The organism is Brevibacillus sp. AG162, assembly GCF_006715575.1.
GTDB lineage: Bacteria > Bacillota > Bacilli > Brevibacillales > Brevibacillaceae > Brevibacillus > Brevibacillus brevis.
Genome location: NZ_VFNO01000016.1, coordinates 20,168 through 44,577, shown reverse-complemented (window position 1 = coordinate 44,577; position 24,410 = coordinate 20,168). Strand labels below are relative to the sequence as shown.

41 protein-coding genes and 1 other RNA gene are annotated in these 24,410 nt (G+C 47.1%); 1 reads left to right on the top strand and 41 read right to left on the bottom strand.

Translation table 11 applies throughout. The features are described from left to right. Nucleotides 1-112: 112 nt before the first annotated feature. From FB479_RS29475 to FB479_RS29360, 25 genes are all read right to left on the bottom strand, one after another. Nucleotides 113-388 carry a hypothetical protein gene (locus FB479_RS29475; RefSeq protein WP_142067587.1) on the bottom strand — a complete coding sequence of 92 codons (276 nt, stop codon included), beginning with the start codon at nucleotides 386-388 and terminating at the stop codon, nucleotides 113-115. Nucleotides 389-418: 30 nt separating this feature from the next. Continuing rightward, nucleotides 419-820, bottom strand: a complete 402-nt coding sequence (locus tag FB479_RS29470) for a phage structural protein (RefSeq protein WP_142067586.1) — start codon at nucleotides 818-820, stop codon at nucleotides 419-421. A 17-nt stretch (nucleotides 821-837) separates the two neighbouring features. Beyond that, complete coding sequence (locus tag FB479_RS29465; protein WP_142067585.1) at nucleotides 838-1,860, bottom strand: DUF3383 family protein; 1,023 nt, start codon at nucleotides 1,858-1,860, stop codon at nucleotides 838-840. A 7-nt stretch (nucleotides 1,861-1,867) separates the two neighbouring features. After that, nucleotides 1,868-2,383 (bottom strand): phage neck terminator protein, encoded by a 516-nt coding sequence (locus FB479_RS29460; RefSeq protein ID WP_142067584.1) that lies wholly within the window; start codon nucleotides 2,381-2,383, stop codon nucleotides 1,868-1,870. Then, nucleotides 2,383-2,730 carry a hypothetical protein gene (locus tag FB479_RS29455; RefSeq protein WP_142067583.1) on the bottom strand — a complete coding sequence of 116 codons (348 nt, stop codon included), beginning with the start codon at nucleotides 2,728-2,730 and terminating at the stop codon, nucleotides 2,383-2,385. The genes FB479_RS29460 and FB479_RS29455 overlap by 1 nt, the downstream gene beginning before the upstream one ends. Beyond that, entirely contained in the window at nucleotides 2,730-3,353 is a 624-nt protein-coding gene (locus tag FB479_RS29450; RefSeq protein WP_142067582.1) for a hypothetical protein, read from the bottom strand. The genes FB479_RS29455 and FB479_RS29450 overlap by 1 nt, the downstream gene beginning before the upstream one ends. After that, nucleotides 3,353-3,679, bottom strand: a complete 327-nt coding sequence (locus FB479_RS29445; protein WP_142067581.1) for a hypothetical protein — start codon at nucleotides 3,677-3,679, stop codon at nucleotides 3,353-3,355. Before FB479_RS29445 ends, FB479_RS29450 begins: the two co-directional genes overlap by 1 nt. Then, nucleotides 3,666-3,971, bottom strand: coding sequence for a penta-EF hand family protein (locus tag FB479_RS29440; RefSeq protein ID WP_142067580.1), 306 nt, complete (start codon nucleotides 3,969-3,971; stop codon nucleotides 3,666-3,668). The genes FB479_RS29445 and FB479_RS29440 overlap by 14 nt, the downstream gene beginning before the upstream one ends. Nucleotides 3,972-4,029: 58 nt before the next feature. Further along, nucleotides 4,030-5,013, bottom strand: coding sequence for a major capsid protein (locus FB479_RS29435; protein WP_142067579.1), 984 nt, complete (start codon nucleotides 5,011-5,013; stop codon nucleotides 4,030-4,032). 22 nt (nucleotides 5,014-5,035) lie between these two features. After that, complete coding sequence (locus FB479_RS29430; RefSeq protein WP_142067578.1) at nucleotides 5,036-5,749, bottom strand: DUF4355 domain-containing protein; 714 nt, start codon at nucleotides 5,747-5,749, stop codon at nucleotides 5,036-5,038. Nucleotides 5,750-5,819: 70 nt separating this feature from the next. Continuing rightward, a complete protein-coding gene (locus FB479_RS29425; protein WP_142067577.1) occupies nucleotides 5,820-6,734 on the bottom strand; it encodes a phage minor head protein in 915 nt (304 codons plus the stop codon). Nucleotides 6,735-6,739: 5 nt separating this feature from the next. Then, a complete protein-coding gene (locus tag FB479_RS29420) occupies nucleotides 6,740-8,116 on the bottom strand; it encodes a phage portal protein (protein WP_142067576.1) in 1,377 nt (458 codons plus the stop codon). Between the two features lie 4 nt (nucleotides 8,117-8,120). After that, the gene (locus tag FB479_RS30710) at nucleotides 8,121-8,321 is read right to left on the bottom strand and encodes a hypothetical protein (protein WP_185746445.1); all 201 of its coding nucleotides are present in this window, start codon (nucleotides 8,319-8,321) and stop codon (nucleotides 8,121-8,123) included. Continuing rightward, a complete protein-coding gene (locus FB479_RS29415; protein ID WP_142067575.1) occupies nucleotides 8,321-8,566 on the bottom strand; it encodes a hypothetical protein in 246 nt (81 codons plus the stop codon). Before FB479_RS29415 ends, FB479_RS30710 begins: the two co-directional genes overlap by 1 nt. A 13-nt stretch (nucleotides 8,567-8,579) precedes the next feature. After that, the gene (locus FB479_RS29410) at nucleotides 8,580-9,884 is read right to left on the bottom strand and encodes a PBSX family phage terminase large subunit (protein ID WP_142067574.1); all 1,305 of its coding nucleotides are present in this window, start codon (nucleotides 9,882-9,884) and stop codon (nucleotides 8,580-8,582) included. Beyond that, nucleotides 9,881-10,678: a phage terminase small subunit gene (gene terS / locus FB479_RS29405; RefSeq protein WP_255438814.1), complete on the bottom strand. Its 798-nt coding sequence runs from the start codon at nucleotides 10,676-10,678 to the stop codon at nucleotides 9,881-9,883. Before terS ends, FB479_RS29410 begins: the two co-directional genes overlap by 4 nt. Before the next feature lie 179 nt (nucleotides 10,679-10,857). Beyond that, complete coding sequence (locus tag FB479_RS29400; protein WP_142067573.1) at nucleotides 10,858-11,334, bottom strand: hypothetical protein; 477 nt, start codon at nucleotides 11,332-11,334, stop codon at nucleotides 10,858-10,860. Nucleotides 11,335-11,452: 118 nt separating this feature from the next. Continuing rightward, entirely contained in the window at nucleotides 11,453-11,929 is a 477-nt protein-coding gene (locus tag FB479_RS29395; protein ID WP_142067572.1) for a hypothetical protein, read from the bottom strand. Nucleotides 11,930-11,964: 35 nt separating this feature from the next. Then, a complete protein-coding gene (locus tag FB479_RS29390; RefSeq protein ID WP_142067571.1) occupies nucleotides 11,965-12,240 on the bottom strand; it encodes a BC1872 family protein in 276 nt (91 codons plus the stop codon). Next, a complete protein-coding gene (locus tag FB479_RS29385; protein WP_142067570.1) occupies nucleotides 12,237-12,491 on the bottom strand; it encodes a hypothetical protein in 255 nt (84 codons plus the stop codon). The genes FB479_RS29390 and FB479_RS29385 overlap by 4 nt, the downstream gene beginning before the upstream one ends. Further along, nucleotides 12,488-12,679 (bottom strand): hypothetical protein, encoded by a 192-nt coding sequence (locus FB479_RS29380; protein WP_142067569.1) that lies wholly within the window; start codon nucleotides 12,677-12,679, stop codon nucleotides 12,488-12,490. Before FB479_RS29380 ends, FB479_RS29385 begins: the two co-directional genes overlap by 4 nt. 21 nt (nucleotides 12,680-12,700) lie before the next feature. Next, nucleotides 12,701-13,591, bottom strand: a complete 891-nt coding sequence (locus FB479_RS29375; RefSeq protein WP_255438813.1) for a hypothetical protein — start codon at nucleotides 13,589-13,591, stop codon at nucleotides 12,701-12,703. A 35-nt stretch (nucleotides 13,592-13,626) separates the two neighbouring features. Further along, entirely contained in the window at nucleotides 13,627-13,842 is a 216-nt protein-coding gene (locus FB479_RS29370) for a hypothetical protein (RefSeq protein WP_142067568.1), read from the bottom strand. Nucleotides 13,843-13,851: 9 nt separating this feature from the next. After that, nucleotides 13,852-14,922: a phosphoadenosine phosphosulfate reductase domain-containing protein gene (locus tag FB479_RS29365; RefSeq protein WP_142067567.1), complete on the bottom strand. Its 1,071-nt coding sequence runs from the start codon at nucleotides 14,920-14,922 to the stop codon at nucleotides 13,852-13,854. Between the two features lie 12 nt (nucleotides 14,923-14,934). After that, a complete protein-coding gene (locus tag FB479_RS29360) occupies nucleotides 14,935-15,582 on the bottom strand; it encodes a hypothetical protein (protein WP_142067566.1) in 648 nt (215 codons plus the stop codon). A gap of 68 nt (nucleotides 15,583-15,650) precedes the next feature. Between FB479_RS29360 and FB479_RS29355 the strand changes: the two genes are divergently transcribed. Beyond that, nucleotides 15,651-15,869, top strand: coding sequence for a hypothetical protein (locus tag FB479_RS29355; RefSeq protein WP_142067565.1), 219 nt, complete (start codon nucleotides 15,651-15,653; stop codon nucleotides 15,867-15,869). Between the two features lie 2 nt (nucleotides 15,870-15,871). On the opposite strand, the gene FB479_RS30705 is transcribed toward FB479_RS29355, so the two are convergent. From FB479_RS30705 to FB479_RS29290, 16 genes are all read right to left on the bottom strand, one after another. Next, nucleotides 15,872-16,027: a hypothetical protein gene (locus FB479_RS30705; protein ID WP_185746444.1), complete on the bottom strand. Its 156-nt coding sequence runs from the start codon at nucleotides 16,025-16,027 to the stop codon at nucleotides 15,872-15,874. Between the two features lie 33 nt (nucleotides 16,028-16,060). Continuing rightward, the gene (locus FB479_RS29350) at nucleotides 16,061-16,819 is read right to left on the bottom strand and encodes a hypothetical protein (RefSeq protein WP_142067564.1); all 759 of its coding nucleotides are present in this window, start codon (nucleotides 16,817-16,819) and stop codon (nucleotides 16,061-16,063) included. A gap of 20 nt (nucleotides 16,820-16,839) precedes the next feature. Then, nucleotides 16,840-17,322 carry a RusA family crossover junction endodeoxyribonuclease gene (locus tag FB479_RS29345; protein ID WP_142067563.1) on the bottom strand — a complete coding sequence of 161 codons (483 nt, stop codon included), beginning with the start codon at nucleotides 17,320-17,322 and terminating at the stop codon, nucleotides 16,840-16,842. Nucleotides 17,323-17,325: 3 nt separating this feature from the next. After that, a complete protein-coding gene (locus FB479_RS30700; RefSeq protein ID WP_185746443.1) occupies nucleotides 17,326-17,484 on the bottom strand; it encodes a DUF6906 family protein in 159 nt (52 codons plus the stop codon). Then, entirely contained in the window at nucleotides 17,481-17,690 is a 210-nt protein-coding gene (locus FB479_RS29340; protein ID WP_142067562.1) for a hypothetical protein, read from the bottom strand. The genes FB479_RS30700 and FB479_RS29340 overlap by 4 nt, the downstream gene beginning before the upstream one ends. Then, nucleotides 17,678-19,093 (bottom strand): replicative DNA helicase, encoded by a 1,416-nt coding sequence (gene dnaB, locus FB479_RS29335; RefSeq protein ID WP_142067561.1) that lies wholly within the window; start codon nucleotides 19,091-19,093, stop codon nucleotides 17,678-17,680. The genes FB479_RS29340 and dnaB overlap by 13 nt, the downstream gene beginning before the upstream one ends. Beyond that, nucleotides 19,086-19,937: an ATP-binding protein gene (locus FB479_RS29330; protein ID WP_185746442.1), complete on the bottom strand. Its 852-nt coding sequence runs from the start codon at nucleotides 19,935-19,937 to the stop codon at nucleotides 19,086-19,088. Before FB479_RS29330 ends, dnaB begins: the two co-directional genes overlap by 8 nt. After that, nucleotides 19,870-20,568 (bottom strand): hypothetical protein, encoded by a 699-nt coding sequence (locus FB479_RS29325; protein ID WP_142067559.1) that lies wholly within the window; start codon nucleotides 20,566-20,568, stop codon nucleotides 19,870-19,872. Before FB479_RS29325 ends, FB479_RS29330 begins: the two co-directional genes overlap by 68 nt. Nucleotides 20,569-21,041: 473 nt before the next feature. Continuing rightward, nucleotides 21,042-21,932 carry a recombination protein RecT gene (gene recT, locus FB479_RS29320; RefSeq protein ID WP_142067558.1) on the bottom strand — a complete coding sequence of 297 codons (891 nt, stop codon included), beginning with the start codon at nucleotides 21,930-21,932 and terminating at the stop codon, nucleotides 21,042-21,044. A gap of 12 nt (nucleotides 21,933-21,944) precedes the next feature. Further along, the gene (locus FB479_RS29315) at nucleotides 21,945-22,844 is read right to left on the bottom strand and encodes a YqaJ viral recombinase family nuclease (RefSeq protein WP_142067557.1); all 900 of its coding nucleotides are present in this window, start codon (nucleotides 22,842-22,844) and stop codon (nucleotides 21,945-21,947) included. A gap of 102 nt (nucleotides 22,845-22,946) precedes the next feature. Then, complete coding sequence (locus FB479_RS29310) at nucleotides 22,947-23,153, bottom strand: hypothetical protein (RefSeq protein ID WP_142067556.1); 207 nt, start codon at nucleotides 23,151-23,153, stop codon at nucleotides 22,947-22,949. Between the two features lie 100 nt (nucleotides 23,154-23,253). Then, nucleotides 23,254-23,321, bottom strand: an RNA gene (locus tag FB479_RS29305) — hammerhead ribozyme type II. Nucleotides 23,322-23,335: 14 nt separating this feature from the next. Further along, nucleotides 23,336-23,512: a hypothetical protein gene (locus FB479_RS30695; protein ID WP_185746441.1), complete on the bottom strand. Its 177-nt coding sequence runs from the start codon at nucleotides 23,510-23,512 to the stop codon at nucleotides 23,336-23,338. Between the two features lie 128 nt (nucleotides 23,513-23,640). Beyond that, nucleotides 23,641-23,901, bottom strand: a complete 261-nt coding sequence (locus tag FB479_RS29300) for a hypothetical protein (RefSeq protein WP_142067555.1) — start codon at nucleotides 23,899-23,901, stop codon at nucleotides 23,641-23,643. Next, nucleotides 23,871-24,140, bottom strand: a complete 270-nt coding sequence (locus FB479_RS29295) for a hypothetical protein (RefSeq protein WP_142067554.1) — start codon at nucleotides 24,138-24,140, stop codon at nucleotides 23,871-23,873. The genes FB479_RS29300 and FB479_RS29295 overlap by 31 nt, the downstream gene beginning before the upstream one ends. Then, entirely contained in the window at nucleotides 24,124-24,363 is a 240-nt protein-coding gene (locus tag FB479_RS29290) for a hypothetical protein (protein WP_142067553.1), read from the bottom strand. Before FB479_RS29290 ends, FB479_RS29295 begins: the two co-directional genes overlap by 17 nt. Between the last annotated feature and the right edge of the window lie 47 nt (nucleotides 24,364-24,410).

Below are 24,410 nucleotides of genomic sequence, written 5' to 3'. Positions count from 1 at the left end.
TTGCGGGGACACTGGGAAGGAAAGGGCAATAGTATAAGCCCACCAAAACCGCCTTGCATTAGCAATATGGGCCTCACCAACATCATCGATGCTAGTAAGGCCCATCAGTTCATTATTTCCCCCGTTGAAATCGGAAAGCCGCCATTGTTACTTCGTCCAGTTCGGCATAGTCCTCAAAATCGTCAATATTCAATCTTGGCTCAACAACAATGTGTTCTAAAACGATCTCAGTCAACTTTTCTGACGTTTTACCCTTCGAGTCCCACTCATCCATTAGTTTGAGCCAAGGACGGGGAGCTACCTTTTGGAAGGTGTATTCCGTGCCTGTAATGTCGCTCTTATGCTTTTTCGTTGCCATAAATGGATTTTTCACTTTTGTTTCTGGCATGTTCTGTTCCCTCCGAAATGGTTATTTTTTTTACTTCACATCGTAATCAGCTACGTAATACTGAACCTCGACCCCGGTAATTTCCGTGCCACGCTCAAGTGGTGGAAGCTTTAGAACAACAGCCTCTGTACCCCCGACCTTTACCCTTGGATCGTTTTGATCGTCCAAAGAAATGGGGAATGGCTTTTTCGCCTTGTACAGTTGTCTTACATGGTCGAGCGCCGGGCTGTTCTGCTTATACGTAACAGTGATCGTGCCAGACTCGTCAGCACTCTCGGCGAACGTCACAAAACCGTCTGCTCCAACATGTGGGATAATCCCGTCCTCGTTGCGCTCTGCCTTGATAGGTGTACCGTCCATGAATCCAGTGTGGTGTCTTCCCGCGACAATGAGAGACACCTTCTTGAAGCTGTAATTCGTAGATTTTGACATTTGCTACCTCTCCTTTCTTAGACTTGAATTACGCCAGCGACTTTAACGTTATGGATAGCCCCGGCAATAGTTGCCTGCCAACGCATATCCGGTAGCACTCGGTTTGCCCTATCCGCTTTGGAGATTTCCTCGCGACGCGGTGCCGTGACGGTGTAGAGTGGTACACCCTCCTCCTCCGCGATCATGCCGTTGTTGTATCCGCCTTTTAAAGTGGCTTCCATTTCAGCCGCCATCAGTGCAATGCCGCCATTTGTAAAAGGCACTTTGGGCAACGTTGTCAACAGTCGGAAAACATTCTCGGTCATGCGTGCATTGAGGTAATGCGCCGACTGGATAATGTCAATGAATTCCCCTGACGTCGCCCTCGCTGCGGAAACGATGTTTACGCCTCCCTCTCGGATGTACGTCGCCATGTTCTTCTCGTGGATCGCGTTGATAATCGTTTCCTGTTCCGTACCAAAGTTGGCAGGAGATACGCCATTCAGAGACTTAAACTGGACCGTGTAGGAACCAATTTCAAGTGGCGCAATGTAGCCGACAAGCGCCTCTGCCGGGAACTCTGTATCCGCCTTTGGCGTAATCATGATGAACGTGTTGTCACTGTTCAGTGCAGGCAAAGCGACGTTTGTCGTAGAAGCGAAGTAAAGCTTTTCATACACGTTTACCCAGTCAGATAACGCCTTGATTTCGTCATCTCCTTGCTCCGGGCAAACCAGGTAGTAGAAATCAGCGTGTTCCAGCATCAAGGTATTTAATGCTGTTTTCAACTCTTCGGGATTGCCTGTCGTCCCGTCATACTTCGTCCCATATACAGCAAGCTTCTCCGGTTTGTTTTGCTGCCCGAGAAGCTTTTCTGCAAGCTTGTATTCTCTGGAGCTTGTACCAAAGTCTGCGCCAATACCAGACAAGGCAGAATCGCCTGCGTACTCTTTATAAGCTGCCGCTTTGGAAGTCGCCAGCATAAGAGGCGTTCCAAAACCTTGTTGGCTTGCTGCCTTGGTTTGTCGTGTGATCGTTACACTTACATAGCGATTACCCATGCCCCACTCACTCCTTTGTGTAAATTTTGTCGTTAATTTCTACTTTTTCGATGTAGCCGACATCTAACTTCACAGTCTTAGTAGCTCGAATAATCACATCAAAACCGTTGCGTCTCTCGTAATCATCAACAATGAACGCATCCCGGTTTTCTATGTTCCCTATCTCCACCAAAGCCAAATCGCTATCTTCGAAGACTTCTTGCCCTATAAAGTCGAACCACTCGTGCAGCCTAGTAGCTAACGAGATACTTTCGTCAATGTCTACGGCATATGCATTGATCGAGAACGCCACTTTAAAAGTCTTATCCTGCCTCAGATAAACCGTTGTATCTGTTTCTTCCACCGCCTCAGAAGGCATGCCCACATCTTTTATATGTGGACTCGTGATCTTGTAAGTAGCATGCGGTCCTTTTGGTCTGTCTCCATTTTGGTCCGCCTCGATGATCATGACACCGGGCATTTCCTCCGAGAGAAACTGATTTAATGGGACAATTATGGCATCACGAATCTGAACAATGTCCATCAGCCAGCCCCCTTTGCTAGATACATGTACACGTCTGTGTATGCTGTATAATCCTCGATCTCCAGGACGGTGTATCTTTTCCCCTCATGCTCTACTTGGCTCTTTGGCTTTACTGGCTCTAGCGTGTAGAGATTGCGGTCATGTACCGAGTACGTACCGTTTGGCGCGTGTCTTATTTCGTCTTTACTGAGTGGCGTTAGAACGCCTATGACCACCTTGGAAGTAGGACTCTGGTTAATCTTCTTACCGTTTGGCCCGTACCCAGTCGATCCCTCTGTCGGCTCTAAGATGGTTAACTGAATACCGAATCTATCAATAAGCCTTTTAAACTGAAAATGTTTTGGCATTACTTCACAACCTTGTGGCGTATTTTCCCCACCATGTTCCCTGTATCCATTAACGGATTTGTTTTGCCTGGGCTTACCGACAGGGTTGCCTTTGATTTCGGTGGAGTTTTCAAGTTCCTGGCCTTCTTCTGAATCAAACCAGCAAACTCCAGTCCGATCATATCCAAGAACATATCCGGGGATATCCCATACTCAAGGACATCTTTCATGAGCCTTTCAATTTTTCGAACGATATTGTCTACGTTCTCATCGAAACCTGAACGTAAAAAAGAACGCTCGGGAATGGTTACTTCCTTCACCAAAATAAAAATCGGTTCAATGCCTGACTTCCCCTTTGGAATGGCTATGATATCTTTCCCTTTCACCTTGAATGCAGTAGGGAAATCAGATACACGCTTGCCCTTAGACTTAGGGGAGATAGGGATTGTCAAGGCGCTTGCACGCTTAGGCTTGATCGTCATACCGAACTCATGCACACGAGCCAACGTCACCAAATTAATATCTTCTTTGTCTACGTTGGAATCCTCACCAAACAGCCCTACTTGTATTTCACTTGCCCCTAGCTCCCCCAACACTTTTTTGAGCTTTGGAATATTGTTGGTCTTTCTGATCGTTACCCCCATCAGCCGACAACACCGACCCGCCTATGAGCTTTCCAATACTGTTTGGCTGCTTCGTAGGTGGCTCCTTGAAAAAAACTCTCGGTAAGCTGGCCGTTGATAGAATTCGATGCGACGCTATGTTCCTCCAGCATCGACTTGACCACAAGCGCTACTCCCATTTGCACGTCTTCCGGAATTGTTTCTTTACCATTTACATCAATAAAGGGATTGTTGCACTTCTGTTTCACATGAGATTTGGCAGCCTCAAGAGCTTTTTTGTACCTGCCCTCTTGAGGAGTACCGACAATGACGATCCCCAAGCAATCTTGCAAATCATTGACCGTCATTTTGTTTCACCTCTGGCAGTAGTCCTTTTTCAGCCAGTGTCGTTTCTAATAGCTTCTTCAATTCTTCCGAACCAGTACGGTCCGAAAAACTGACATCAAATTTTCTTAGCGCTGCCATAACCGTGACTTTGCTTTTCATCATGGCTTCATACTCTTCTTGTCCTAGTCTTTGCTTATTGCTCTGGTCATTCTCATCGCCTTTTGACTCTGGACCTTGTGCTTGTTCCTCCGATATTGGTCGGGCTTTCTTAGCGGCTTGTGACATCCTATAGCGCCTATACAATGCACCCATTTTCACCCCTCCTCATGAAAAGAGGAAAGGAACCATTGTCCCTCCCCTCATTTATGGATTAAGAAATTTTGAAATCGAATTTGACCATGCGGATTTTCTTCGGATCATATACCAATTCCCAGTTTGCACCTGTTTCCAGCTCTCCATCTGTTGGGAATTGTGCAGCGATTGTTTTCTCTGTCCACTTAATACCACGGGGATGCATAATCCAAATGCGGCGCGTGATCAAGAAATCTTCGCCAGAGGACGACATTTTTTCACGATCAACCTCTGTTTGAATGATATCTGGATGGGAGCCATTGCCCAATGCGATAGCACCAGTACCAAAAAGGTACATACTTGCTACTTTTGTAGAAGTATCAAATGGCATTGCATCATCCACAATGACACGTTTGTTCATGAAATACGGAATACGTACAGGTTGATTTAACTCATTGACTGTGTTCACATATTCGATCAATTGACGTTTAACTAAGTACGCCTCAACCGCGCTGTGCATCATCACACCAGTGATAATGTCTTTCGCATCACCCAAAAGCTGAGTAGCATCCACAAAGGATGCTCCATCCAGCAATTCAGCACCCCCAGTAAGTCCGGTAATATCCAACTTGTGACCGTTCATAGATACAGAGCTGAATACGCCTTTGAGTGTGGAAATCAGCACCAATTGTTGTTCCCGTACCCAGTACGAAGCTACCAAACTTTCAATAGCACCCATTGGATCAGCACCGGACAAAAAAGCAGACAATCCGTTTGCCCCCCACGCACGCGTACGTGCAATTTTCTTCGCCCTATCCAAACCTGTTCCAATTTTCCCTGGAGTAATGAAACCATCATCAACCATGTTTTCAGAACGTCCGGTCAGGTCATTGAAATACGGCATATCAATAACTGTGTTTGGTCCCGATGCCAGAGAATCAAATTGTTCATCATGTTGCACAATGCCGGACTGAATCAACCCAGACAATTGAGTTGTGCGTTGAATAGAATATTGTGTGAAAAGATCAGGCTGAATCACATCAGCTAAACGAGTAATTGCCATTTGTTATTTCTCTCCTTTTGTTTTAGGTCAGCGCTTGACCAGCCTCGGCTGCCAGTTTAATCGCTTTGGCTCTGTCTACTGCGTAAATCTTGCCTTGCTCTGTCCTGTTCCAGTGTTCTTTACTCCAAGGATTTTTCTCCCCGGTCTGCTGTTGGCCTTTGCCTGGATCGCCGCCATTTTGCTTGAATCGCTCCTCAACTGCCGCATTCAGTGCCTTCTGCCATTGCTGGCGGAATGTCTCAATGCGTTGGTTGGTTGCCTCAATGTCTTGCCCAGCCAGAATTTCGCGGAACTCCAACGGCAATTCCAATTCACGGAGCTTATCGACGGTATGCAAAGCAACCTCTCGCAATTTCAATGCCTGCTCGCGTTCCCGCAACTCCCGTTCCAGCTTTTCACGCTCAAACTTTGCCTTTTCTTCCTCAGACATTTTCGACTTGGTAAGCTCGTCCAGCTTGTCCTGTAGCTCTTTGTTTTTCTTGCTGTACTCTGTTCGCACTTGATCGGATGCACTTTGTGCCGCCTTAGCTGTAGCTTCTTCGATCATCTTTTGTACTTGTTCCTGTGTTAGAGTACCGCCAGAGCCATCGCCAGCATTGTCAGCGCCTTTCAATGTCTCGTCGTGTTGCTCTTGTGTGATACCCTTTGCCTCCAGCAGCTTTTTCAGCTCGGCCTTGAACTGTTCCAACGTGATCTTACCCTCTGCTAACTGCCGTTTCAGTTCCTCAATATTCATGTCCTTTCTTCCTCCCTATGAGTTGCCCATACCGTTGCCCAATTTGTGATTGTTCGCCTGTATGAACCCCTCAAAATCTTCGTTCTTTTAACCACTTGTCATAGGTGACTGACTCCATTTCGGTATGTGTCTTTCGTTCAACCCTCACTACCGTGTAAGTCAAGAAACACCGACAGTTTATGTCATGTGCAGCCGTTCCCATTTGCCCTGGTGCTGGCCCACTTGCTCCACCTTGCTTGAAGTTTTCATGAACTGGTATTTTCACACCGTTCAACTTGCGGTGATTCGCTAATACCCCGGCTCGTACAACCTCATCACCAAGGCTGTTCCATTCTTTCGCCATTACAACGCCTTGCTTGTGTGCATGCTCAACAGCATCGTGCTTGGAGCTCTCTTGTACCCTGTGCCCTTCTGTCCTAACGATCCTTGTTGCTTTCACCGCGTCGCCTTCAAGAGCGCCTTTCAGACGTTTAGCCATCGAAGAATAGGTTTCACCTTTCACAAGTCCCTGCGTTAGCTCCTGTTGTATCTTGTGTACGATGTCTGCCCTATTCTTTTTAAGACGCATATTCAATGACAAGCCTGATATAGGGTTATTGATCATTGCTAAGATGGTGTCGCCTACTACAGTGGAGTACGCAAGTTTAGCCTGCACGTCTGTTTCAATCGCCCAGGCAGTAAGATAGTACCCCTCTTGATAAGCCTCGCCTAATACATCCTGATAGATTTTAGCCAAGTCCTTATAGTTTTGACCTAGCATCCTGTCTATCTCTTTCAGCAGCTTATAGAGACGGTCGTATTTTGCCATCTCTGCATACGTTAGTGTCCCGCCTTGCTCATATCTCTCGTAGTATTTAGCTAAGAGAGTACGGATTTCTAAGAGCGTCTGAGCATAGCGCTGTGCAATCTGTCTTTCACTCTTCGCTACTAAGCGATTGATAACACGATCGATTCGCTCAAACACCTTTTCAAGATTCCCAGCCATTCAGATCACTCCTCCTGGTGGCTCTCTTGGTCCTCTTCGTCCTCAAGGGATTTATCATCAAGATCGATTCTGCTGTCTCGCTCTTCTTCGATCCTACGCATTTCCTCATCCACATCAGGCACGACAGATATGTTCGACAGGATAGTTCGCATAGATAGAACGCCCAGAAACTTCTGAGCAGTATCCGCTTCATCCAACAGGTTTACAGGAATGTTCCGCGTATACTTGAGCTCGAGCATTGTGTAATCAAGCTGAAATCCTTTCTTTGCCCAGGCACTCGCCAGAACCTTGAACATGTACATCATTGCAGCTTCGTGCTTGCGTTCCATGGTCTTCGCCTTGGTTTCGAGCATAAAAAGCTTATACCGCATTGCTGGCCCCGTTACCGTGCCGCCTCCGAACGCATTTGTAAAGTTTACATGCTTGGAGAATCGGGTGATATTCTCCTCCAGTCGGTCGAGATGACTATCCAAGAACTGAACGTCGAGCTGCTTGGTCAGAAACTTGATATCTTCGCCATTCTCGATTTCAGGGATGTACAGTGCCCCCAACTCTTTCGCTTTCCTGACTGTTTCTTCATCCGGCACGTATCCCAAAAAGATCATATAGGCCAGACGGAACTGCTCGATCTCGCTATTACCATCTGACAAGGCTCTATCATACGCGTCTATGAGGCTCAATACCTTATCGGCATCCCCTTGTAGCTCGGCATTGTTAGGCAATCCAAACAGCGGGCAATAGTCGAACATGTGTAGCTTGGTTTGTCTTGTGTCCTCAACGAGCTTTTCCCACGATTCCCCCATGAACACTCTACGCTGCTTGTCATCGTAGAACTCCACCTTGCATTGGTCATCATAGGTTTTAAAGTAACGGATGCCGTAAGTAGGCTCCGTAATCTCGCTGCGAGTTAATATGATTGTCTCCCAAGGATCAACACGTATGATCCTTTCTTGACCTTCCTTGTCGATATACAATAACAACCCATCATAACCGCACATGGCAGCAAATTTCCCAGCCTCGCTATTGGTATCTGCCAAATTGTTCACTTTGTTAAAACGCTCAATACGCTGATTCAATATGTTGTAGTCAGGTGTTTTTTTATCGAGCATGAAAACGACGGGATTACCAAACAAATAGCCAACCTTTGTGTCGATGATTTCCGAGAAGAAGTCATTTGCCAGCTTGCTGTTGATCTTGTTTGCTGATTCAACTTCAAACTTCCGTTGATAAATTGGGACACCTTGCCCATCTTTCTCTGCCTTGTAACGCTCGTAGTTAGCCAGCATACGTCCACGTAAACTAGCGTGATCCTGGATAAGATCGCCAAGAACTTTAGCGGTGACGCCATGCTGTTCTATTAGGTCAATGTACTTTTCAAACATTCCCTCACCTCCTTGTCTCCTCGTGCTGCTGCGGTAAAAACTCAATACCGTTGTCGTGCAGAATCACACGTTTGCCAGAGACATCGATCTCTTGGGCGCATCCCTTCAATATGAGCGTAGACCATTCGCCGTTCCGGTGACGAACTCCAAACCCCCACGCAAATTCAATAAGCTCCCATGCCTTGAATTCCAGCACTTCCGCCATCATTCACGTTCCTTTGGTACGAATTCACCGTTTCTAGTCATTACGTGAATCGTATTTTTTGCTATCTCCGCGAGTCCGATAGCCTCCAAGTAGGTATAGGTGTCATAGACGAGTTGTGTTGTCCCATCCTTCAAATTGAAGATGCAGACAAATCCTTCAATGTCGTGAAAATTTTGCTCGATCCAGTTGATTACACCTGTCCTGGCCTCTGGGTAAATCCTCTTCACATTCTCTTCTTTCTGCATGCGCTCACCTCCATTACAAACTTGGAGCAGCTACCATCTTCTTTCGATGTTTCATATCTTCTTCACATGCATACCGAGTGGCATCTATGGTGTGGTTGTTCTTTTCCTCCAGCTTTGCTTTCGGATCGCCGTCACTGTCGGTCTGATAATCGATGTCCTCAAACTCTTTGGCTAGATTCGGCGTGCGTGCTGGGTCAATCACGATCTCTTCCAAATCGTCCAACCACTTCTCGCCGTATTCCACCGATCCTGGGCCTTTTTTAGCCCCTTTTATTCGCAGCCCGTGCTCCTTCATCTCCGCAATAGACTTAGGTTCTGCTGAGTCAGCTATAGTCAAAAAGGTGTGATATCCCTTGGCTTTGATCTTCTCTGCTGCTTCCCTGTTGGATATCTTTACACCGTAGATTTCGTCCATTGCATACAGCTTGCGGCGTGTCTTGTCATAGTGCCAACGCACAAAGGCAAAAGGATCAACCCCATAGCCCCAGTCAATGCCCTGGCGGATGTTGTCAAACGTGCTGATCTCTTCGTCCGTGATCCTACGGAATACAAGGTTGTCAAACGGCACCACACCACTCCCAATCGCCTTTCCGCCGTATTCCCAGTCGTACTTATGCGGCTTGTTTTTCTTCACATTCTCAGCCTCTTGTATAAACAGCTTGGAAAGGTGAGGGTTATCTAGGTAGGTCGAGTGATCGACAAACGTATTGGCGTCGATGGAATGAGACTCGTACTTCTTGTTTACCCATGACTGTTTACGCTTTGGTGGGTTGTATGAGTAGTAAAACGAGTAATCAAATCCATACTTTTTCTTGCGCAGCTCCGCCTCGGACTGAATTTTGCCTTCTAACTCTTCACGTAAAACAGAGTTTTCGATAGTCGTTACTTCATCCTCAGTCTTGAATTCTGCTAACTCCTCGATCCACAGAATAGCAATCGGGAAAGAAGCGTCCTTGATCGACTTGAGTTTTTCAGGATCATCGGCACCCGAGAAATAAATCTTGTTACCTCTGGGCTTGTAGACAATCTCCAACTTGGACGGGATAAACCGGAATTTATGGCTGACCCCAAGGATGGTTGCTGCGGCCTTGATCTGTTGAAACACTGATTTCTGGACAGTGTTCTGTACCTTCCGCATCACAAGCGCAGATACAGGGTACTCGATGATGTCCGTCACAATCCGTAACGGGATGTGGAACGACTTTCCGCTCCCCCTACCGCCCTTTAGTACGTACCGAAGATGTTTCTTTTTCTTCGAGGCTACCCAAAAGCGCTTGAATTTTTGAGTGACAATTTGAGAGAGTATGACCTTTTTCATTCGTCCTCATCCTCGATGTCGTCCACGATCTGCACACCTTCGTCTTTTCCGGTCTCCAGAGCTTTAACCTCCGCCTTGAGCTTTTCGACACGTAGACGCTGCTCCTCGGTTACCAATCCCTTGTTGCACATGTCTTCGTATTGCTTAATTAGAGATTGGAGTGTTGCCATTGCTCGTGACTGTGCATTGAGGAATGTAGCGTGACGGTCCCATGAGAATTGAAATTCGTACTCTTCCTCTGTCATTACAGCCTCGAATGAGCTTTGTTCTTTGGTGCTTGTGTCCACCACTTCAAATTTGCGCTTTTTGATCTCCTTAATCATTTCCTCTTTGTCAGTCACAAACATGACCTGTTGCGCCCGGATGATCGCCGTGTACTGGATTACGATGTTATCCCAAAGCATATCGAGTGGAGAGCGTGTTTCAAGCTGCTCCATGATCGTCAGCGTCTCTTCTGGGAAAAACTTGCGGAAAAAGCCATGAGTAACTGCGTTGTTGTTCCTGATTGGCGCACCTCCACCCGAGTTTCCCAAGGCGTTCTTGTTCCCCTTGGGCGCTCCATGACCCTTCGCGTTTTGGTTGCCTTGTGGCGGACCTACTCGGCTACGATTGGATGCATCCTTGTTGGGTGCAGATGCATCTTTCACAACAATGGATGCACCTTTCTCCCAAGCTTGTCGTTGCTTGCGGCTTTTGATTGTCGGGTACTTGATTCCATGTTTATCTCCCAACTCTACCAAGGTGATATCGGTTGTTTCGTATTCTGTTCTGATCTCATCCCAATTGACTGCCACTACATGATCACCACCACCTGATTGTTTGTGTTTGTTTTGGGAAAAGAAAAAGCTACCCAGCCGAAGCCAAGTAGCTCATTCACAGTTATTCATGCTCTCATAATAACAGGGGTGAAGCCTACTTTTGGTACAAGAAAGGTTCAGATTTTGTACGAAAAACGCCCAATAGAAAAGACGGCTCAGATAATGGCAGCCGCCTTCAGGATGAATGTCACTCTATCAATTGCTCTGTTCTTGTGAAAGTCGTAAGTGCTCTTTGGCAAGCGTAGCTCATACTCATAGATATGCTTGTCCCGTTTTTGTTCGAAAAAGCATTTCTGGATTATCTCCCGTCCTTCTACCTGGAGTGCCCCTACTGCCCTTTCAATTGCCATGCACTTTTGCTCGTAGGTGCGGATCATCAACGGACGTTCTTCCCTGAGAATGATTGTGTTGCCGACAACGTCACGTCGAGTACCACGCCCATCAATATCACCTCTCGTGCCGTTCCCTTCGATGTTTGCCATATCAATTTCCGTGAAGTCGTACTGCTCAGGGAAATACTTCTCAACAGTGTAAATCTCCACGGCAGCTTTCATCGATGGGTAGGCTTTTAATAGCTCACGCGCTTTCTCTTTGTCTTTAGCGTTAACGAACAAATCTAATTGAGCGCTCATCTTTCCAACTTCCCCCTCGCGGCAAGCCCGTGTTATAATGTTCATGCGAACAAACATTTGGAGCTCCCGGGTTGGGGGCTTATTTTTTTGTCTCTTCTCTATAGAACACTTTGGTATATTACTCAGCAAATACGTTTCTTCTACCCCTTTGATAGTCAGCCAGCCGGTCAGTCACCTTCCCGCCCCACTTCCAGCCATCGCCGTTGATTTTATCCTCCATCTTGCAGAGCTCGACTTTGTAGCACGTATCCTTCGGTAGCATGGACATCCACCCTGACTCGTCGAGTTCCTCCAGAAGTGCGACGAACCGATGCTGCCACGTCTCCGGCATAGATTGCAGGACACTCCTTGGGACCGTCAGGTACTGCCCATAGGTTAAATTGAACCACTCGTGGATGTCTCTCTTCCTTTTCGGGCCCAGTTCAAGTTCCTGTTCCATCCCCTCAATACTCTGCTTCAAACGACTGATTTCTCCAAGAACAGCAAGCATCACTTGATGGTTCGGATGCCCTTCGTTAGCTGCAAAATCTTCAAGTTCCTCCAAAATTTCTTTACTTCCTTTGATTGCATCTACGAGTAATTCTCGTCTATCCAAAAAACCTCTCCTCACTTTCAACCATTACCGTTTTATTAAGCTACCACCTGATATGCAGCATCAACAATCGCAGCGTTGATCGACTCAGCGTGTGTAACCTCTATTTCTCTTTTGAAGACATACGCCCTAAACCAATATTGGCCGTCATGTTTGGAAATGTGGTACTCCTCTCCAAACAGTTTTTCAGCAACTTGGATTGCATCGGCTATGTTTTGGAGTGGGTTCCATGCTGGATACAGGAAATCAATTTGCTCCTTGCTCCACCCCATCACCATAACTCCCAACGTTTCAACGATTTGCTGCTCGGTCATACTATCCCCACCGCCTCGCATTCACCTTCGCAATCCTCGTCGCTGAACTGATCCAGAACGCGCTCTGGGTAGCCGTTTTTTCGAAGCAATTCTCGGTACTCGTTTTCATACGAGCTGACAGACAGTTGACCATGCATTCGCTTCGGGAAGTATTTCTTCGCATCTTCCAACGCTTGCTCGGGCGTTTCCGCTGACAGGGTGATGAGCTGCTCAACGGTTCCTGATTGGCCTTTGATCTTGTATACAGTCATTTTCCCGCTCTCCCTAATCTTTTGTTTGTGATTTTTCGAGCCTGCTCCTTTACCATTCGTGGCTGTTGTTTCAGCAAACTTGCGCCACAACGAGCTACTTGCCTAATCCATTCGACGTTTATTTTCACTTCTTCGTCAGACATTTCACCGATACGATAAAGCTTTTCTACTACCTCGCCACGTTTCAAGCTGTGTTCCCTCCCTAACTCTTAAGAGTAACGACGTTCGATATCAGGCCAGTTGTCCGCTACCTTGCGCAATAGGGCTCTCGCTTCTTGCTCTCGTTCCTTTGCTGCCTGTAGTAGGTCAAGGTCGCAATACTCCATGACGTTTTCTCTGATCAATCCTTCGATAACGTCCGGTCGCAATGCATCCAGCTCCCAACACTCATAGCCATGTTCTTCGATATAACCGCCTGCCCTGCTGTCTGTAAGCTTCGTAGGGTTTGGAGGCGGGTTGTACTCCTCGACCTGATCGTAGTTCAGTGCGATCCTCTTGAACTGCGGAAACACCTCAAATGTTTCCAGACGGTCAACGATATCACGGCTCATGTCCTTGCCGCTCGGGTCGTGGTCTCCAAGGTGGATAATAGCGATCTCCTTATCCCCCGCCATTCGTTCTAAACGTTGAGCAGCAGCCCACATTTCCGATTGACTCACGTATCCACGGCACGAGAAGTATGGTACATCCATTCTGCTGCAAATCTGACCGACGATTCCAACCAAGGCATCCTTCTCCACCCACACCTCGACGTAAGTATCCTGATCCTCCCACTTGTCATATGCGAACTGGCTCGCTGCTCCGTAAATAATCTGTTCTGCCGTCTCCCAATGTGGGTTGGCTCGCAGGTTCCGGGTACGATCCTCGATAGCGTGCCAGTCGATATGCCCTGCCATGCGACCGTCAGAAATGAGATTGCCCAGATTCTTGTAACTACGCTCGTTGTTCGGGATGATATCACGCGCCACGAGCTGGTAATACACTTGTCGAAGGGTTAGGGAATATCCCATTTCCCGGTACTCGTCAATGATCGTGTTCACCATTTCAATCAAGCGTAAGCTCTCTGATCGGAAGTTGATCTCTCTATAACAAATTTTCACTGATACCACCGCCCTTTTTCATTTTGAGCATTTTGTTAAACTGCCTCGTATTCGGCCTCGTCCTCATCGAGCACATCAAATGGTGTGATCCGGCTCTCATCCCGGATGTATGTCGTCCACTTGCTCCCACAATCACATTGCATGTGAGCGATGATGGACCAAGGGCATTTTCGTTTCAGATCAATGCGGCGTTTCTCGTGTCCCTGCTTGCCGCAACACCTGCAATCAAATTCGTGAAATTTTCTTGCCATGATGCCACCTCACTCACACAGACCGTAAGCGCTGGAACACGCTGGCACGTTTTCAAATTCGATTGCTTTGACAAGATCAAGCTGCTTCCCACCATATGAAGTCTTGGACCAGTCCACCCATTCGTGGATTCCATTGCCTTGACCGTGAGCTGTGGGGAAAAAGGTTGCCGCCCCGCGTTTCGATGCCAACTTGACCAATTGTTCCCACTCAGCTACTCGCGCAATTTCTTCCGGAAACCTTCGGGCTATTTCAAACAGCTCGCTTTTACTGCAATTGATGCATGGCATACATCCGACACGGCCCATTCCGAGCTTGTATAATGGATTCGGATCGATGCCATGACGCCGATGCATTTCAAATACATCGTCTACCTTCCAGTGAATCAGCGGCCTATAAACCGAGAAGCCTTTCCCATCCTCACGTTCGGGCAGGTTCGCTCGCGCCCGACTCTCTTCTGCCCGTACACCCTGCCAGCTCACAATGTCGTTCCCTTCCAGCAATAATGGTTCGTAGACTTGCTCCTGGATGACCTCAACCTTTAAGAACTGAGTGCAAAACCTTGCTTTCGTCGATGGGAAGCGCCCTTTCCAAAGGCATAGGTCAAGGAATGGTATTCCTGTTGGGTGAAGTACAGTCAATGCACGTTCCACCACAAAGGTAGCCTCTGTTTCAGTCATGCCTTTCTGGAACGGTTGCCATATCCAACCCCCTATTTTCAAGCCTTCGACTGCTTTATCTTCCGGTTCCCATTTTGGTACTGGCTCTCGTTCTGTTTCATCGTCTTCAATTCGTTCTGTGTACCAGTGGCCCTCAACATCTAAGGTTAATTTCCTTGTCCAGTGGTTTTGTACATAAATGCGCTTCCTGGCGATCCGCTCGGTGAAGTCTGCCTTTACCCGCTTGATCGGTCCGAGTTGTTGTTCAAGGTAGTTCAGGTATTCGTATGTCAACGGGTGTTCATGGCCTGTGTCTGCGAAGACTGGTAACACTTCCACATCCAACTCCTTTGTTGCATAAATCCACATTGCGGCGCTGTCCTTGCCGCCTGATACCGAGAGGACATTCACGGTCTTATTCACTTCTGCCCCTCCCTATTTAACATTTTCTGGTGGGACCGGAGGATTTAGAATGTCATTTACATAACGCTGGCATTCTTCCTCTGTATGGAAAATTTCTGTGTGATTTCGCTTCCAAGGATCAATATTTGATCTAAATCCCACTGGTTCAATGTAGAAAGTACTTTCAAAACACCTTCCTTGTGCCCGCATGTGTATCTTGATTTCGCATATCGTCCCCTGTTCTGAAATAAACGTATTTTCTTTCTTAGATCTACTCCCTCGGCAATTAGGGCATGTTACTGTGAGTGGTTCAGGTAATGCGACAGACATAACCTCCAGACTGCCTTTACCTTGGCATGTGTCACAAATGCTGATAGTCCAATCTTCTTTAGCAAACCAAACCTTATCACCTGGCTTGAAACCACCCATCAGCTCCCGTTTTGTCTGATCTGCACCCTGTTTGAAAAAGGTTTTTTCAGCATCTTTCAGTTGCTGCTCAATCTCACGGATTTTTTTCTGCTGATCATGCTGAACTTGGACCACCCTTTTCTCTCGTTCAAGCGTTGCATGGTACCCATTAACCTTTGCCTCCAGACGCTTTTCCACTTCTTGATCAATCATTTCATTCAACTGGGTATTGAACCCGTAATTCTCATCCATATCAAAGTCGTGATCATACATTTCTCAACCCACCCTTTTGTTTTTTGTCCGAACCTCCTGTGTTACCATGGGGCAAAGGAGTGTTTCGTATGGAAAAGTCGTTTTATTACTCGGTCCCTTGGTCAGAGGTCAGTTACCTCAAGGACGCCCTAGAAGCAATGGAAATTCCCTATGCCATTGAACAAGATTCCGACCGTTTACAGCTTGATGCTGGTCATGTTGCCATCGTGTTTCCAGACCTTCCTGTTCGTGTGTATGGAGACGTCCACGAACTTTTTGGTAGTCATGGACGCCGATATCCTGAGTAGCCTTATTTCCTCCCGTTCCAGGACGGCAATGCTCCGCCTACTTTCCAGTTGTTCACCTGTGGATTAACGATGGACTGCTTGATATATTCGTTTTCCTGACTTGTCGCTATAAATTTTCGTCTCCAAGGATGGTTTGGCGCTGGTTTAACGGCTGTCATATGATCCCGCCTTTCTTGTGGAGAGGAGCAGCTTTACGCTGCCCCCGGTTCCTCACCGTTTTTTGCCATATGTTCAGCAACGAGTTTCTTGTATTTGGACCAAGCCGTTTGGAGTTTGGAGGAAGAGGTGCCGATGGACGATGCAATCTTAATCCACGTTTCGCCATTTTGTTTTCTTGCAAGCAATGCAGGGAAGTCATATTCCGTTTCTTCAAATGCAGGGGCTTGTCCGCTTAAAATGAACGCCTCAAGCTTTTCTTTGTCAGTCGCGACTACCGTCTCGCCCTTTTTCTCTGGTTCATTTGCCCCGTCATCGGCAGTCCCGCTTTCTCCTTCTTCGCTGGACTCATTGAAGCTATCCGCCTCTTCTTCCGAAATACTTGGACTCCCGTTCCCGTCACCTTCTTGTTCGCTTGATGAGTCTCCCAGGTTATCGCCCGGCTCTGTGGAACTGCCGTCCCCGTCGCCTTCCTCTCCCCCATCTTCCTTTTCGTTATCCGTATCCTCGGGTGAATGGTCATCCTCGCCAGCGCCACCTTTAATCTCTGTAACCACGCCAGATAGGTCGGTCGTAAAAGATAGACCCTGCCGCTCCTCTCTTTCGTTCTCATCGAAATTCATAGCCATTTGAGGATTACCCATGATTACTGTCACTTTTTCACCGATCATATCCAGAACATTCACTAGCGAAGTTGGCTCGATGTTCCCGACCAACTCCAAGCTCAACACCATTTTTTTATCATCCGTTGCCATTTTCTTTACCATTGCCGTAAATTGTGCTTGATTGCTCATTTTCCACACTCTCCCTTGAATTAGAATTCAATAGCCATTTGATTTTTTGATGGCTTGTTTTTTCGTGCTGGCGTGTCTCTTATGATCAGACCGCCAACAATCGGCTCTATTTCGATACGTGGGTTTGCACGATCAATTTGAAAGTCCTGATATTGAATTAATGCCTGACTGTCGTTTCTGTAGAGTATCCCTTCAAAAGCATCGGCCCAGGCTTTATCGGTGTTGTGACAATCTTTCTCTCGTGCGTCGTTCCAGAAAATCCAGGTCCGAAGAATAACCTTTCTGGTCTCAATCATCACCCAATCGTTATCCATGGCCCACTCGAGAGCAGCCTCTGCCACACGCTGTTTATAAAGCTCTCCCCACTTACCGAGAGTTGGTGCATTATTGACGATGGTGTACAGATGATTCCAAGAAGGGACGACCCAGATATTCTCCATTTTTTTTGTCGTTTGATTGCGGCGTCTCTTCTCCATCAGCAAGGGGATAATCAATCGTTGCACCGCTTATGCCCCTTTCTTGAATGTCCGTTTCTTTCCTGATACCCGGTGGATGATGACGAACACTTCTGAATTATCACGTTCCACAAACCAGTTTTCGGGATTGAGTTTTCTTTGCTCGATCTCGTGTTTCTGTCGAGCTGTCGGGCGCTTCCGTTTCTTCACTGCTGCTCTCCTCCTCGCCTCACCATGTAAACGAACTTTTTATCTCTTCGGTCAGCTTTGAATTCCGGATATCTGGCTGCATATGCTTCCCACCATTTCCTCATGGCAGCCGATCGTTCTTTATCGTCTTCTATCAAAAGCAAGCGACTTGGTATTGGCACCTTGACCGGAATTGATCCAGGGAGTCCGCTGACTATCTCCGCCACGGCGTGTCTTCCTCGTCCTGTTCGTGGTCATTCGGTACATCCACCATGGTCAATTGACGCGGTGCCAAGTTAGCAAATTTGTTGTACTCCTTGAGAAAAGCCAACTCTACCGTTCCGGTTTGACCGTTTCGTTGCTTTGCAATAATGACCTCGACGATGTTTTTCTGTTCTGACTCCTTGTCGTAATAGTCATCGCGGTACAGGAACGCTACGATATCGGCATCCTGCTCAATCGAGCCTGACTCCCGGATATCAGACATCATCGGACGCTTGTCTTGTCGCTGTTCTACTCCACGGCTCAACTGAGACAGTGCAATAACTGGCACATCGAGCTCGCGGGCAATGGCTTTTAGGGTACGCGAGATTTCTGATACCTCTTCCTGCCTACTGCTCGCCTTTGCTCGTAAGCGAACCAACTGCAAGTAATCAATCATGATAGCGCCTAATTGCCCGCCGTGTTCATTCTTGAGTCGCATGCATTTGGCTTTAATCTCGCTTACCGTAATACCAGGAGTATCGTCGATAAAAATGGGTTTCTTGGAGAGGCTCGCAATTGCCCCTGTGAGCTTTTCCCAATCTCCTGCCTCCAGTTGCCCCGTGCGTAGCCGATCAGCCTCAATATTGGCCTCTGAGCTGATCATGCGCTGTACTAATTGCTCCGCACTCATCTCCAGCGAAAAGATAGCAACTGGATCAGCAGAAATTGCTGCTGCACGCTGGGCTATGTTTTGAACGAATGCCGTTTTGCCTACGGATGGACGGGCAGCGACAATGATTAAATCTGATCTTTGAAGCCCACTCGTAATCCGATCCAAGTCCGTGAACCCAGTTGACATTCCAGTAACCTCGCCAGCCCCACTATTCGCGTTTTGCTCAATGGAATCGTAGACATTCAGCAGAACATCCTTTGTTTGCCGGAATCCTCTGCCGTGGGAGGTTACAACGACCTCTTGCAATGTTTTTTCCAGGTACTCAACCGCCATATCAAGATTGACCTCTTGTTCGATCAGGCTTGGTATCCGAAGTGCTGCGAGGTGAATCTTTCGAAGGTTGGACTTCTCACGAACGATATTCGCGTAGTATTCGCTGTTTGTAGCAGTCGGAACGGAACTGGCTATCTCCGTGAGATAAGCTACACCGCCGATCTCATCGAGCAGCTTGTTGTCCTGTAAATGCGCTGTCACCGTTACAAGATCGATTGGTTTGCCCTCTTGTTTTAGACCAACCATGGCTTGGTATATCTGCCTGTGGTGCGGCGAATGCATGTCCTCTGGCTTACAAATCGAGTAGACCAGTGGAAAATAGGTTTCGTTCAGGAACATAGTTCCAATGACACTCTGTTCAGCCTGATTATTTACAAGCACGTGGCTCAAGGTTTCAGTTTGTACGACAGCATTATCCAAGTCCCTTCACCCTTCCAGCAAGCCAGTCATGGTGCTTATCGTTAATCAGCCCCCTGTTGCTTTCACCATCCAGCGTAATTGTGATGGCATTCTCCAAGATGCGATCAGCGATTCTCGTTCCTTGATTCCCCATCCACTGTTCGAGCGCTCCCGTCGTAAAATTGCTCGAATAGATAATGGGTCTCTTCTGGCTCCGCGCGTTGATTACATCGAGTAGTTTCTCAGCCCGTGAGTCATATGGCACTTCACCGCCTACATCATCCAGAAGCAGCACCTCGCAACCATACAACACCTTCAAAAGGCGTTTTTCGTACTCGTAATCGTTGACCTTGCCAACCTCTTTGAATCGTTGGAACATGTGATAGGTGGTCATGAACACTGCCGAAACGTTCTGACTCATCAGCGCCTTGTACATCCCAGTGAGAAGATGCGTCTTCCCTAGCCCATTGGGTCCGTTGAAATATAGTCCCAAACCTGGGCGCTGGCTTTGCCATTCGATGTATGTATCAACAAAGTTGTTCGCAATCTTAATGGCATTGTCGCATCCCTTGCGATTGTCGTAGTTTCCTAGCGTTGCCTTTGGAAGCAGTTTGTTTCTGCTTGTGAACTCGTGGCAAAGTGTCAACCATTCGCGCCTCCGTTTTTCTTCCTCATGGGCTTCTCTGGCTTTTGTCTCGCAAGGGCAAGTGACTGTCCCCCAGCGATTTTGACCAAGTAGCTCGATCTGAACTGGCTCAAGTAATGCTTTGCAATGAGGACACTGCCTTGCTGGTGGCTTAGAAACTTCGGCGTTTTTGGTGATACTCTGCTCGCCCTGAGTCAGTACCTGTTGCAGCGATCTCACGCCCAGCACCTCCCTGATTCCTGAGTTTCAGCATCTTCTGACGAGCCTCATGCTCTGTGGTCCGTCGAATAATGCCGTATGTGTATTCCTCCTGTTTGTCATCAAACTTCATGACATGAAGGCTGAGAGCATATAGGATGATCGCTGCCCTACCGTCCGGCGTCTGAGCTAATTTCTCGTTTTGCCAATAGGACAACAGCTTGTCCCATATCTTTGTTGCCTTGCCTGTTGCAATCCGGCCTGTTGCTCTCTTTAAGCGAATAGTGTTGAAGTATCCAACAAACAATTTTCTTGGGAGAGAGGATATCGGGTTGACGAGCATTTGCGAGTCAACAAAGGTCTCTACATGTTCTGAGCTCGACAACTGCTCGGGTAAGTCTTTTAAATCTTTTTGTTGTTTATCTGTAGTTAATACTGTAGTTAAAGAGTCGCCCTCAAATTCGCCCTTGTATTCGCCCTTCAATTCGCCCTCACCCTTTTTTGATGTGCCTTCAACCCTTGGTACTGCTGGTTTTTCCGATGGCGTCAATTCGCCCTCGAATTCGCCCTTCAATTCGCCTTTTAATTCGCCCTTTTTTGAGTAAAAATCGAGGTCCTGGAACTCGTTGTAAGGGAGGATTGTGATACGCATTCCCTTCTTCCGATCCTTGAAAGACTCTATTGAAATGAGTCCTTTCTGCTTCAAATATTCCAATGAACCTCTGATTTGCTTCTCTGTCCATCCTGTATCCTTGGACAACTGGAGGGTAGAGGTGATGAGCTGCCCCCGTTTACATCCAGCCGTATCCTTGTAGTTCGCCTGTTCTACTAAGTCATAAAACAGCAGCTTGTCCCTTTTTGACCGCCAGGATGAACGAGGGAGGACAAAAAACCCCGTTGTCCCGTAATCTGCTATGCCCATCCCCTGCCCCCTCTCATGACACTCTTCGATGACTTACAATCTCCAGAAAGGAATAGGGCACTTCCCACATGTGGAGTTTTCGTCTGCCCCTCCCTATCAATAACGCCCAATCTTCACCGTCGCGTTGAAAGGTTTTTGAGACCTTCCAGCGCATGAACCGCAGATCATATTCTTGACCTTTCACTTGGCGTCATCCCACCAATCTAACCTTGGGAAAATAAGTCTGCTTGATTTTCGTTATTTGTCGCTGACCCCGACTCCTGATTATCTGCGTCTTGGTGCTCTGGATCTTCCTCAACCGCGTATGCTTCCGCATCGATCCAAGCGACAGTTGACATATCTTCTGCTATCTCATGCTTCACAGTGCCTTCTTGTTCGACTACACGCGCATCATCAACACTGATAGGCAAGTACTTCCAAGCTCTACGGATAACCGTTTTCTTTGCCATTTCCTCATAGTGGTCTTTCCATGGGCCTGTCGCCTGTTTTTTACTGTTGTCATACGACTTTGAGGACATCATGACAGTATCGATTTCCGCCTTGCTCATCACTTCGATGTAATGACCGCCACCAGTGAAATGAGCGATCATGTAAACCAATTTCATCTGGCCTCTTTCGCCATTTACGCAAGGTTTATGAGTCAGTTTTTCTTCCAAGCCGTATTCAAATTGGAAATCATCATTTTCATAAACAATTCGAGCAGCGATTGATTGGATGTTACCGCTCCGTCTAGCCAGCTCAATCATGCCCTTGTACGAAATAATGAATGTAGCTTCGAAAGACTTTAATTTGTTTGACCAAAAAGGGACTAAGTAGCAATGTCCTAATACTCCTGGCTCAAGACCAAGCTGAGCCGACTGCATCAATGCAGACATCAGCGATGGAGCACTACATTTCATGAGCGTAGGGTTTGTTCTAATGCAGAATGTTGCGATCCGTAGGAACTTGTTTACATCCATGTTGTTCCCAGCGGCTTGAGCAAATTGGTTCTTTCTGGACTCAATCAGATCAAAAATCGTTGTCTCCTTTTTCTCAGGAGAGTTGTTACCTGTTCGTTCGGCAAGCTTTCCAGCCATATCTTGCGGGTTCCCCATCCATTCGACCTCCTATGATGATTTTGGTAGGTAAAGCCGTGTATGCGCCTTTTTTACAAAGTTCATTTGCTTCTCAGCAATTACTGACCGTGTAACTTTTTTCTCACCAATCCAACCAATGGCGTAATCTTTCATGGCGTACATGATTTTGTTCTGAGCTTCGGTTTTCAGGAATTCATATTCCTTGATCCTTGCGGCTGCTTCGTGATACTGCTCAAGCCATTCCATTGCCTCGTTGGGGAGGATGATTTCTTGGCCGTTAGATTCTGGGTAAAGTTGCTTTATCATCTCTGCTGTTGTCTCAGCCCCGTCCATGGCTGGTGGAATATCCTCTTCAACCAGTCGCCAAAAATCAGACTCGATTTTGATTAGATGGGAAATTACCTCGTCATTCCGATCAACACGCTTGTGTCGGAAGTCATTGCCGCCGATCAGAACAGCGATATATGCAAACTGTAGGCCAGTCACAGCGAGGTAATGTTGAACTTGCAAGTAATAATGGTCGGGAATCTTTTCGTCGTCCCATTCAGAAGCGAAGTATTTATCAGCAGTCTTGCACTCTAAGACTCCTTGTTTCCCGTCCTCGTAGATCAATCTATCGAGGTTAGCCAGCATGAATGGATAATCTCGATGTTGGAGCATTTCATGAATTGGCTCGACTTTTAATCCAGTTCGTTCAGCAAATTCATCAGCGACAACTGGCTCTAGCTTTCGCCCAAACCGAGCTGCTTGTGATTCCTCTTGTGAGGGCTGAACCTTACCCGTCTTTTCGAGCCAAACGGAAATTGGAGAACGATACTTGCTAAATCCTGCGACAGAGCCAGCGTCTGATCCGCCCAAGCCTTTCTTTCTCAACTGGAGCCATTCTTGATACGGCATGTTTTCCGTGGAGACCAGTTTTAAAGCTCCCACAGAACCACTCCCTCTTGTGTTAAATCACTTGATAAGCTACGATTAACTTGATTCCCAATCGTGCTTTAAGACCGAAGACTCAGCGCTGTAACGCTGGGTCTTTTACTTTTGCCCACATGTAAGCAGCCTTACATTCAGGACTTCATCAAGTGCGTTTTTGAGCGAATAAGCTTCACCTATACTCATGACAAAATTCGGCGTGTCTTCATGAAACGGAAGAGCAATTTCCAAAGAGTTTTCCCTTCTTCGAAGAACAATTAAATCGTTTGAAAGATACATTCCACCTTGGAATTCAACTGTCTTGATCAAAACATTCCCTCCTTTCGATTTGATCGCGAGGCGCCGCCGTCCCAACCTCTACGGCAGCCGTTGTAGTTCCTTGCCTACGCCACGTCTCTACCTCGCTATTTATGACCTGTCTCGTCAGTGCCGGGCGGTCAAGTCCGGCAGACCAAGGTGATGACCCTGGTTTCGACTTCTTCTGTTGAACATCAATAACAATCAATGAATTCCTTTGCCTCTTGCAGTGTGCAGGCCTCCCATTCGTATGCCCGGAAACCTTCTCCGTATGCCCATTCTTCTTTCGTGTAAACCTTGAAGACTTGGTTTCCAGTCGTGATGTCTGTTCCTTCTTGGATTTTGAAGCCTTTGTATGTGATTGGTCTCATGGTTAATGACCTCCCGTTTAATTTTCTGGTTTATCCGTAGAGGTTCGAACCTCCGTGGAAGACTCCCTCACGTGCGATCTCATATTCTAGGAGGTCACAGAATCTTCCACGCAGGGCCGAAGCCCGCGTTACTGCATTTCTTTAAGAGCATCCATCACAATCCTTGACTGACTTGATGACCTTGAGACTAAACTTGCAATAGCTTGAAGTTTCCCCTTCACTCTTTCGAGCTTTTCTTCTGCCTCAACTGCTCGATGAATCCAATGGGGAAGGGCCTCTCTTGCCCGGAAAGCCTTTGCTGCATCTATGAGCTTATCAGGCAAATCAATTTCTCCAGATGCTTGGCAGAGGTTCAAATCTAGCTCTGCAATCCGTTTTGCATCGCCCATTTGGTCAGCCTCCGTTTCTGTTCTTGTAGAGCCATGAGGTTGTCCCTGTTGGAGTAATCACGCCTAAACTCCCAAATGCCTCGGACTTCCTCTTGAATGTCTTCGAGCTCCTGCATCAAGTCACGAACTTGTTTCTCCAACGTTTCGGAATCCTGATCAAACGCCAGTTGCTCCAATTGTTTTTGCCGTACTGCTTCCGTTTGGTCCACATATCCCGCGAAATCAGGCACTTGCCGCATGCACTAACACCTCCTGTTCCTCCAAGTCGGTGATTTCTGCAAGACGTGCGTCAATTTCTTCCTGACGAGCATGCATACGTTCTTCTGCTTCAACTGCTTTTTTGCGGAAATATATTGCTTCGTCCATATTGCTATTCATTTCTGATTTGGCTTCTTCTCGAAGCTCAACCAAATTCGCCACTTCTTTTTGTAACTCCTGAATACGGATGTGTGCTGGTTTCATAAGGGGTTGTCCTCCTCGGAAAGATATGCTATTCTTCCGTTACGATG

What these genes read in the sequence shown, in the direction of transcription:
- FB479_RS29385 (WP_142067570.1), bottom strand. Translation starts at nt 12,491, where the DNA reads ATGACTGTATACAAGATCAAAGGCCAATCAGGAACCGTTGAGCAGCTC.
- FB479_RS29460 (WP_142067584.1), bottom strand. Translation starts at nt 2,383, where the DNA reads ATGGACATTGTTCAGATTCGTGATGCCATAATTGTCCCATTAAATCAG.
- FB479_RS30705 (WP_185746444.1), bottom strand. Translation starts at nt 16,027, where the DNA reads ATGACAGCCGTTAAACCAGCGCCAAACCATCCTTGGAGACGAAAATTT.
- FB479_RS29445 (WP_142067581.1), bottom strand. Translation starts at nt 3,679, where the DNA reads ATGACGGTCAATGATTTGCAAGATTGCTTGGGGATCGTCATTGTCGGT.
- FB479_RS29300 (WP_142067555.1), bottom strand. Translation starts at nt 23,901, where the DNA reads ATGGGCGATGCAAAACGGATTGCAGAGCTAGATTTGAACCTCTGCCAA.
- FB479_RS29295 (WP_142067554.1), bottom strand. Translation starts at nt 24,140, where the DNA reads ATGCGGCAAGTGCCTGATTTCGCGGGATATGTGGACCAAACGGAAGCA.
- FB479_RS29390 (WP_142067571.1), bottom strand. Translation starts at nt 12,240, where the DNA reads ATGACCGAGCAGCAAATCGTTGAAACGTTGGGAGTTATGGTGATGGGG.
- FB479_RS29370 (WP_142067568.1), bottom strand. Translation starts at nt 13,842, where the DNA reads ATGGCAAGAAAATTTCACGAATTTGATTGCAGGTGTTGCGGCAAGCAG.
- FB479_RS29290 (WP_142067553.1), bottom strand. Translation starts at nt 24,363, where the DNA reads ATGAAACCAGCACACATCCGTATTCAGGAGTTACAAAAAGAAGTGGCG.
- FB479_RS29425 (WP_142067577.1), bottom strand. Translation starts at nt 6,734, where the DNA reads ATGGCTGGGAATCTTGAAAAGGTGTTTGAGCGAATCGATCGTGTTATC.
- FB479_RS29430 (WP_142067578.1), bottom strand. Translation starts at nt 5,749, where the DNA reads ATGAATATTGAGGAACTGAAACGGCAGTTAGCAGAGGGTAAGATCACG.
- FB479_RS29325 (WP_142067559.1), bottom strand. Translation starts at nt 20,568, where the DNA reads ATGCGTATCACAATCCTCCCTTACAACGAGTTCCAGGACCTCGATTTT.
- FB479_RS29435 (WP_142067579.1), bottom strand. Translation starts at nt 5,013, where the DNA reads ATGGCAATTACTCGTTTAGCTGATGTGATTCAGCCTGATCTTTTCACA.
- FB479_RS29400 (WP_142067573.1), bottom strand. Translation starts at nt 11,334, where the DNA reads ATGAGCGCTCAATTAGATTTGTTCGTTAACGCTAAAGACAAAGAGAAA.
- FB479_RS29455 (WP_142067583.1), bottom strand. Translation starts at nt 2,730, where the DNA reads ATGCCAAAACATTTTCAGTTTAAAAGGCTTATTGATAGATTCGGTATT.
- FB479_RS29465 (WP_142067585.1), bottom strand. Translation starts at nt 1,860, where the DNA reads ATGGGTAATCGCTATGTAAGTGTAACGATCACACGACAAACCAAGGCA.
- recT (WP_142067558.1), bottom strand. Translation starts at nt 21,932, where the DNA reads ATGGGGAACCCGCAAGATATGGCTGGAAAGCTTGCCGAACGAACAGGT.
- FB479_RS29450 (WP_142067582.1), bottom strand. Translation starts at nt 3,353, where the DNA reads ATGGGGGTAACGATCAGAAAGACCAACAATATTCCAAAGCTCAAAAAA.
- FB479_RS29475 (WP_142067587.1), bottom strand. Translation starts at nt 388, where the DNA reads ATGCCAGAAACAAAAGTGAAAAATCCATTTATGGCAACGAAAAAGCAT.
- FB479_RS29355 (WP_142067565.1), top strand. Translation starts at nt 15,651, where the DNA reads ATGGAAAAGTCGTTTTATTACTCGGTCCCTTGGTCAGAGGTCAGTTAC.
- FB479_RS29360 (WP_142067566.1), bottom strand. Translation starts at nt 15,582, where the DNA reads ATGTATGATCACGACTTTGATATGGATGAGAATTACGGGTTCAATACC.
- FB479_RS30695 (WP_185746441.1), bottom strand. Translation starts at nt 23,512, where the DNA reads ATGAGACCAATCACATACAAAGGCTTCAAAATCCAAGAAGGAACAGAC.
- FB479_RS29350 (WP_142067564.1), bottom strand. Translation starts at nt 16,819, where the DNA reads ATGAGCAATCAAGCACAATTTACGGCAATGGTAAAGAAAATGGCAACG.
- FB479_RS29470 (WP_142067586.1), bottom strand. Translation starts at nt 820, where the DNA reads ATGTCAAAATCTACGAATTACAGCTTCAAGAAGGTGTCTCTCATTGTC.
- FB479_RS29420 (WP_142067576.1), bottom strand. Translation starts at nt 8,116, where the DNA reads ATGTTTGAAAAGTACATTGACCTAATAGAACAGCATGGCGTCACCGCT.
- FB479_RS29440 (WP_142067580.1), bottom strand. Translation starts at nt 3,971, where the DNA reads ATGGGTGCATTGTATAGGCGCTATAGGATGTCACAAGCCGCTAAGAAA.
- FB479_RS29415 (WP_142067575.1), bottom strand. Translation starts at nt 8,566, where the DNA reads ATGCAGAAAGAAGAGAATGTGAAGAGGATTTACCCAGAGGCCAGGACA.
- FB479_RS30710 (WP_185746445.1), bottom strand. Translation starts at nt 8,321, where the DNA reads ATGGCGGAAGTGCTGGAATTCAAGGCATGGGAGCTTATTGAATTTGCG.
- FB479_RS29410 (WP_142067574.1), bottom strand. Translation starts at nt 9,884, where the DNA reads ATGAAAAAGGTCATACTCTCTCAAATTGTCACTCAAAAATTCAAGCGC.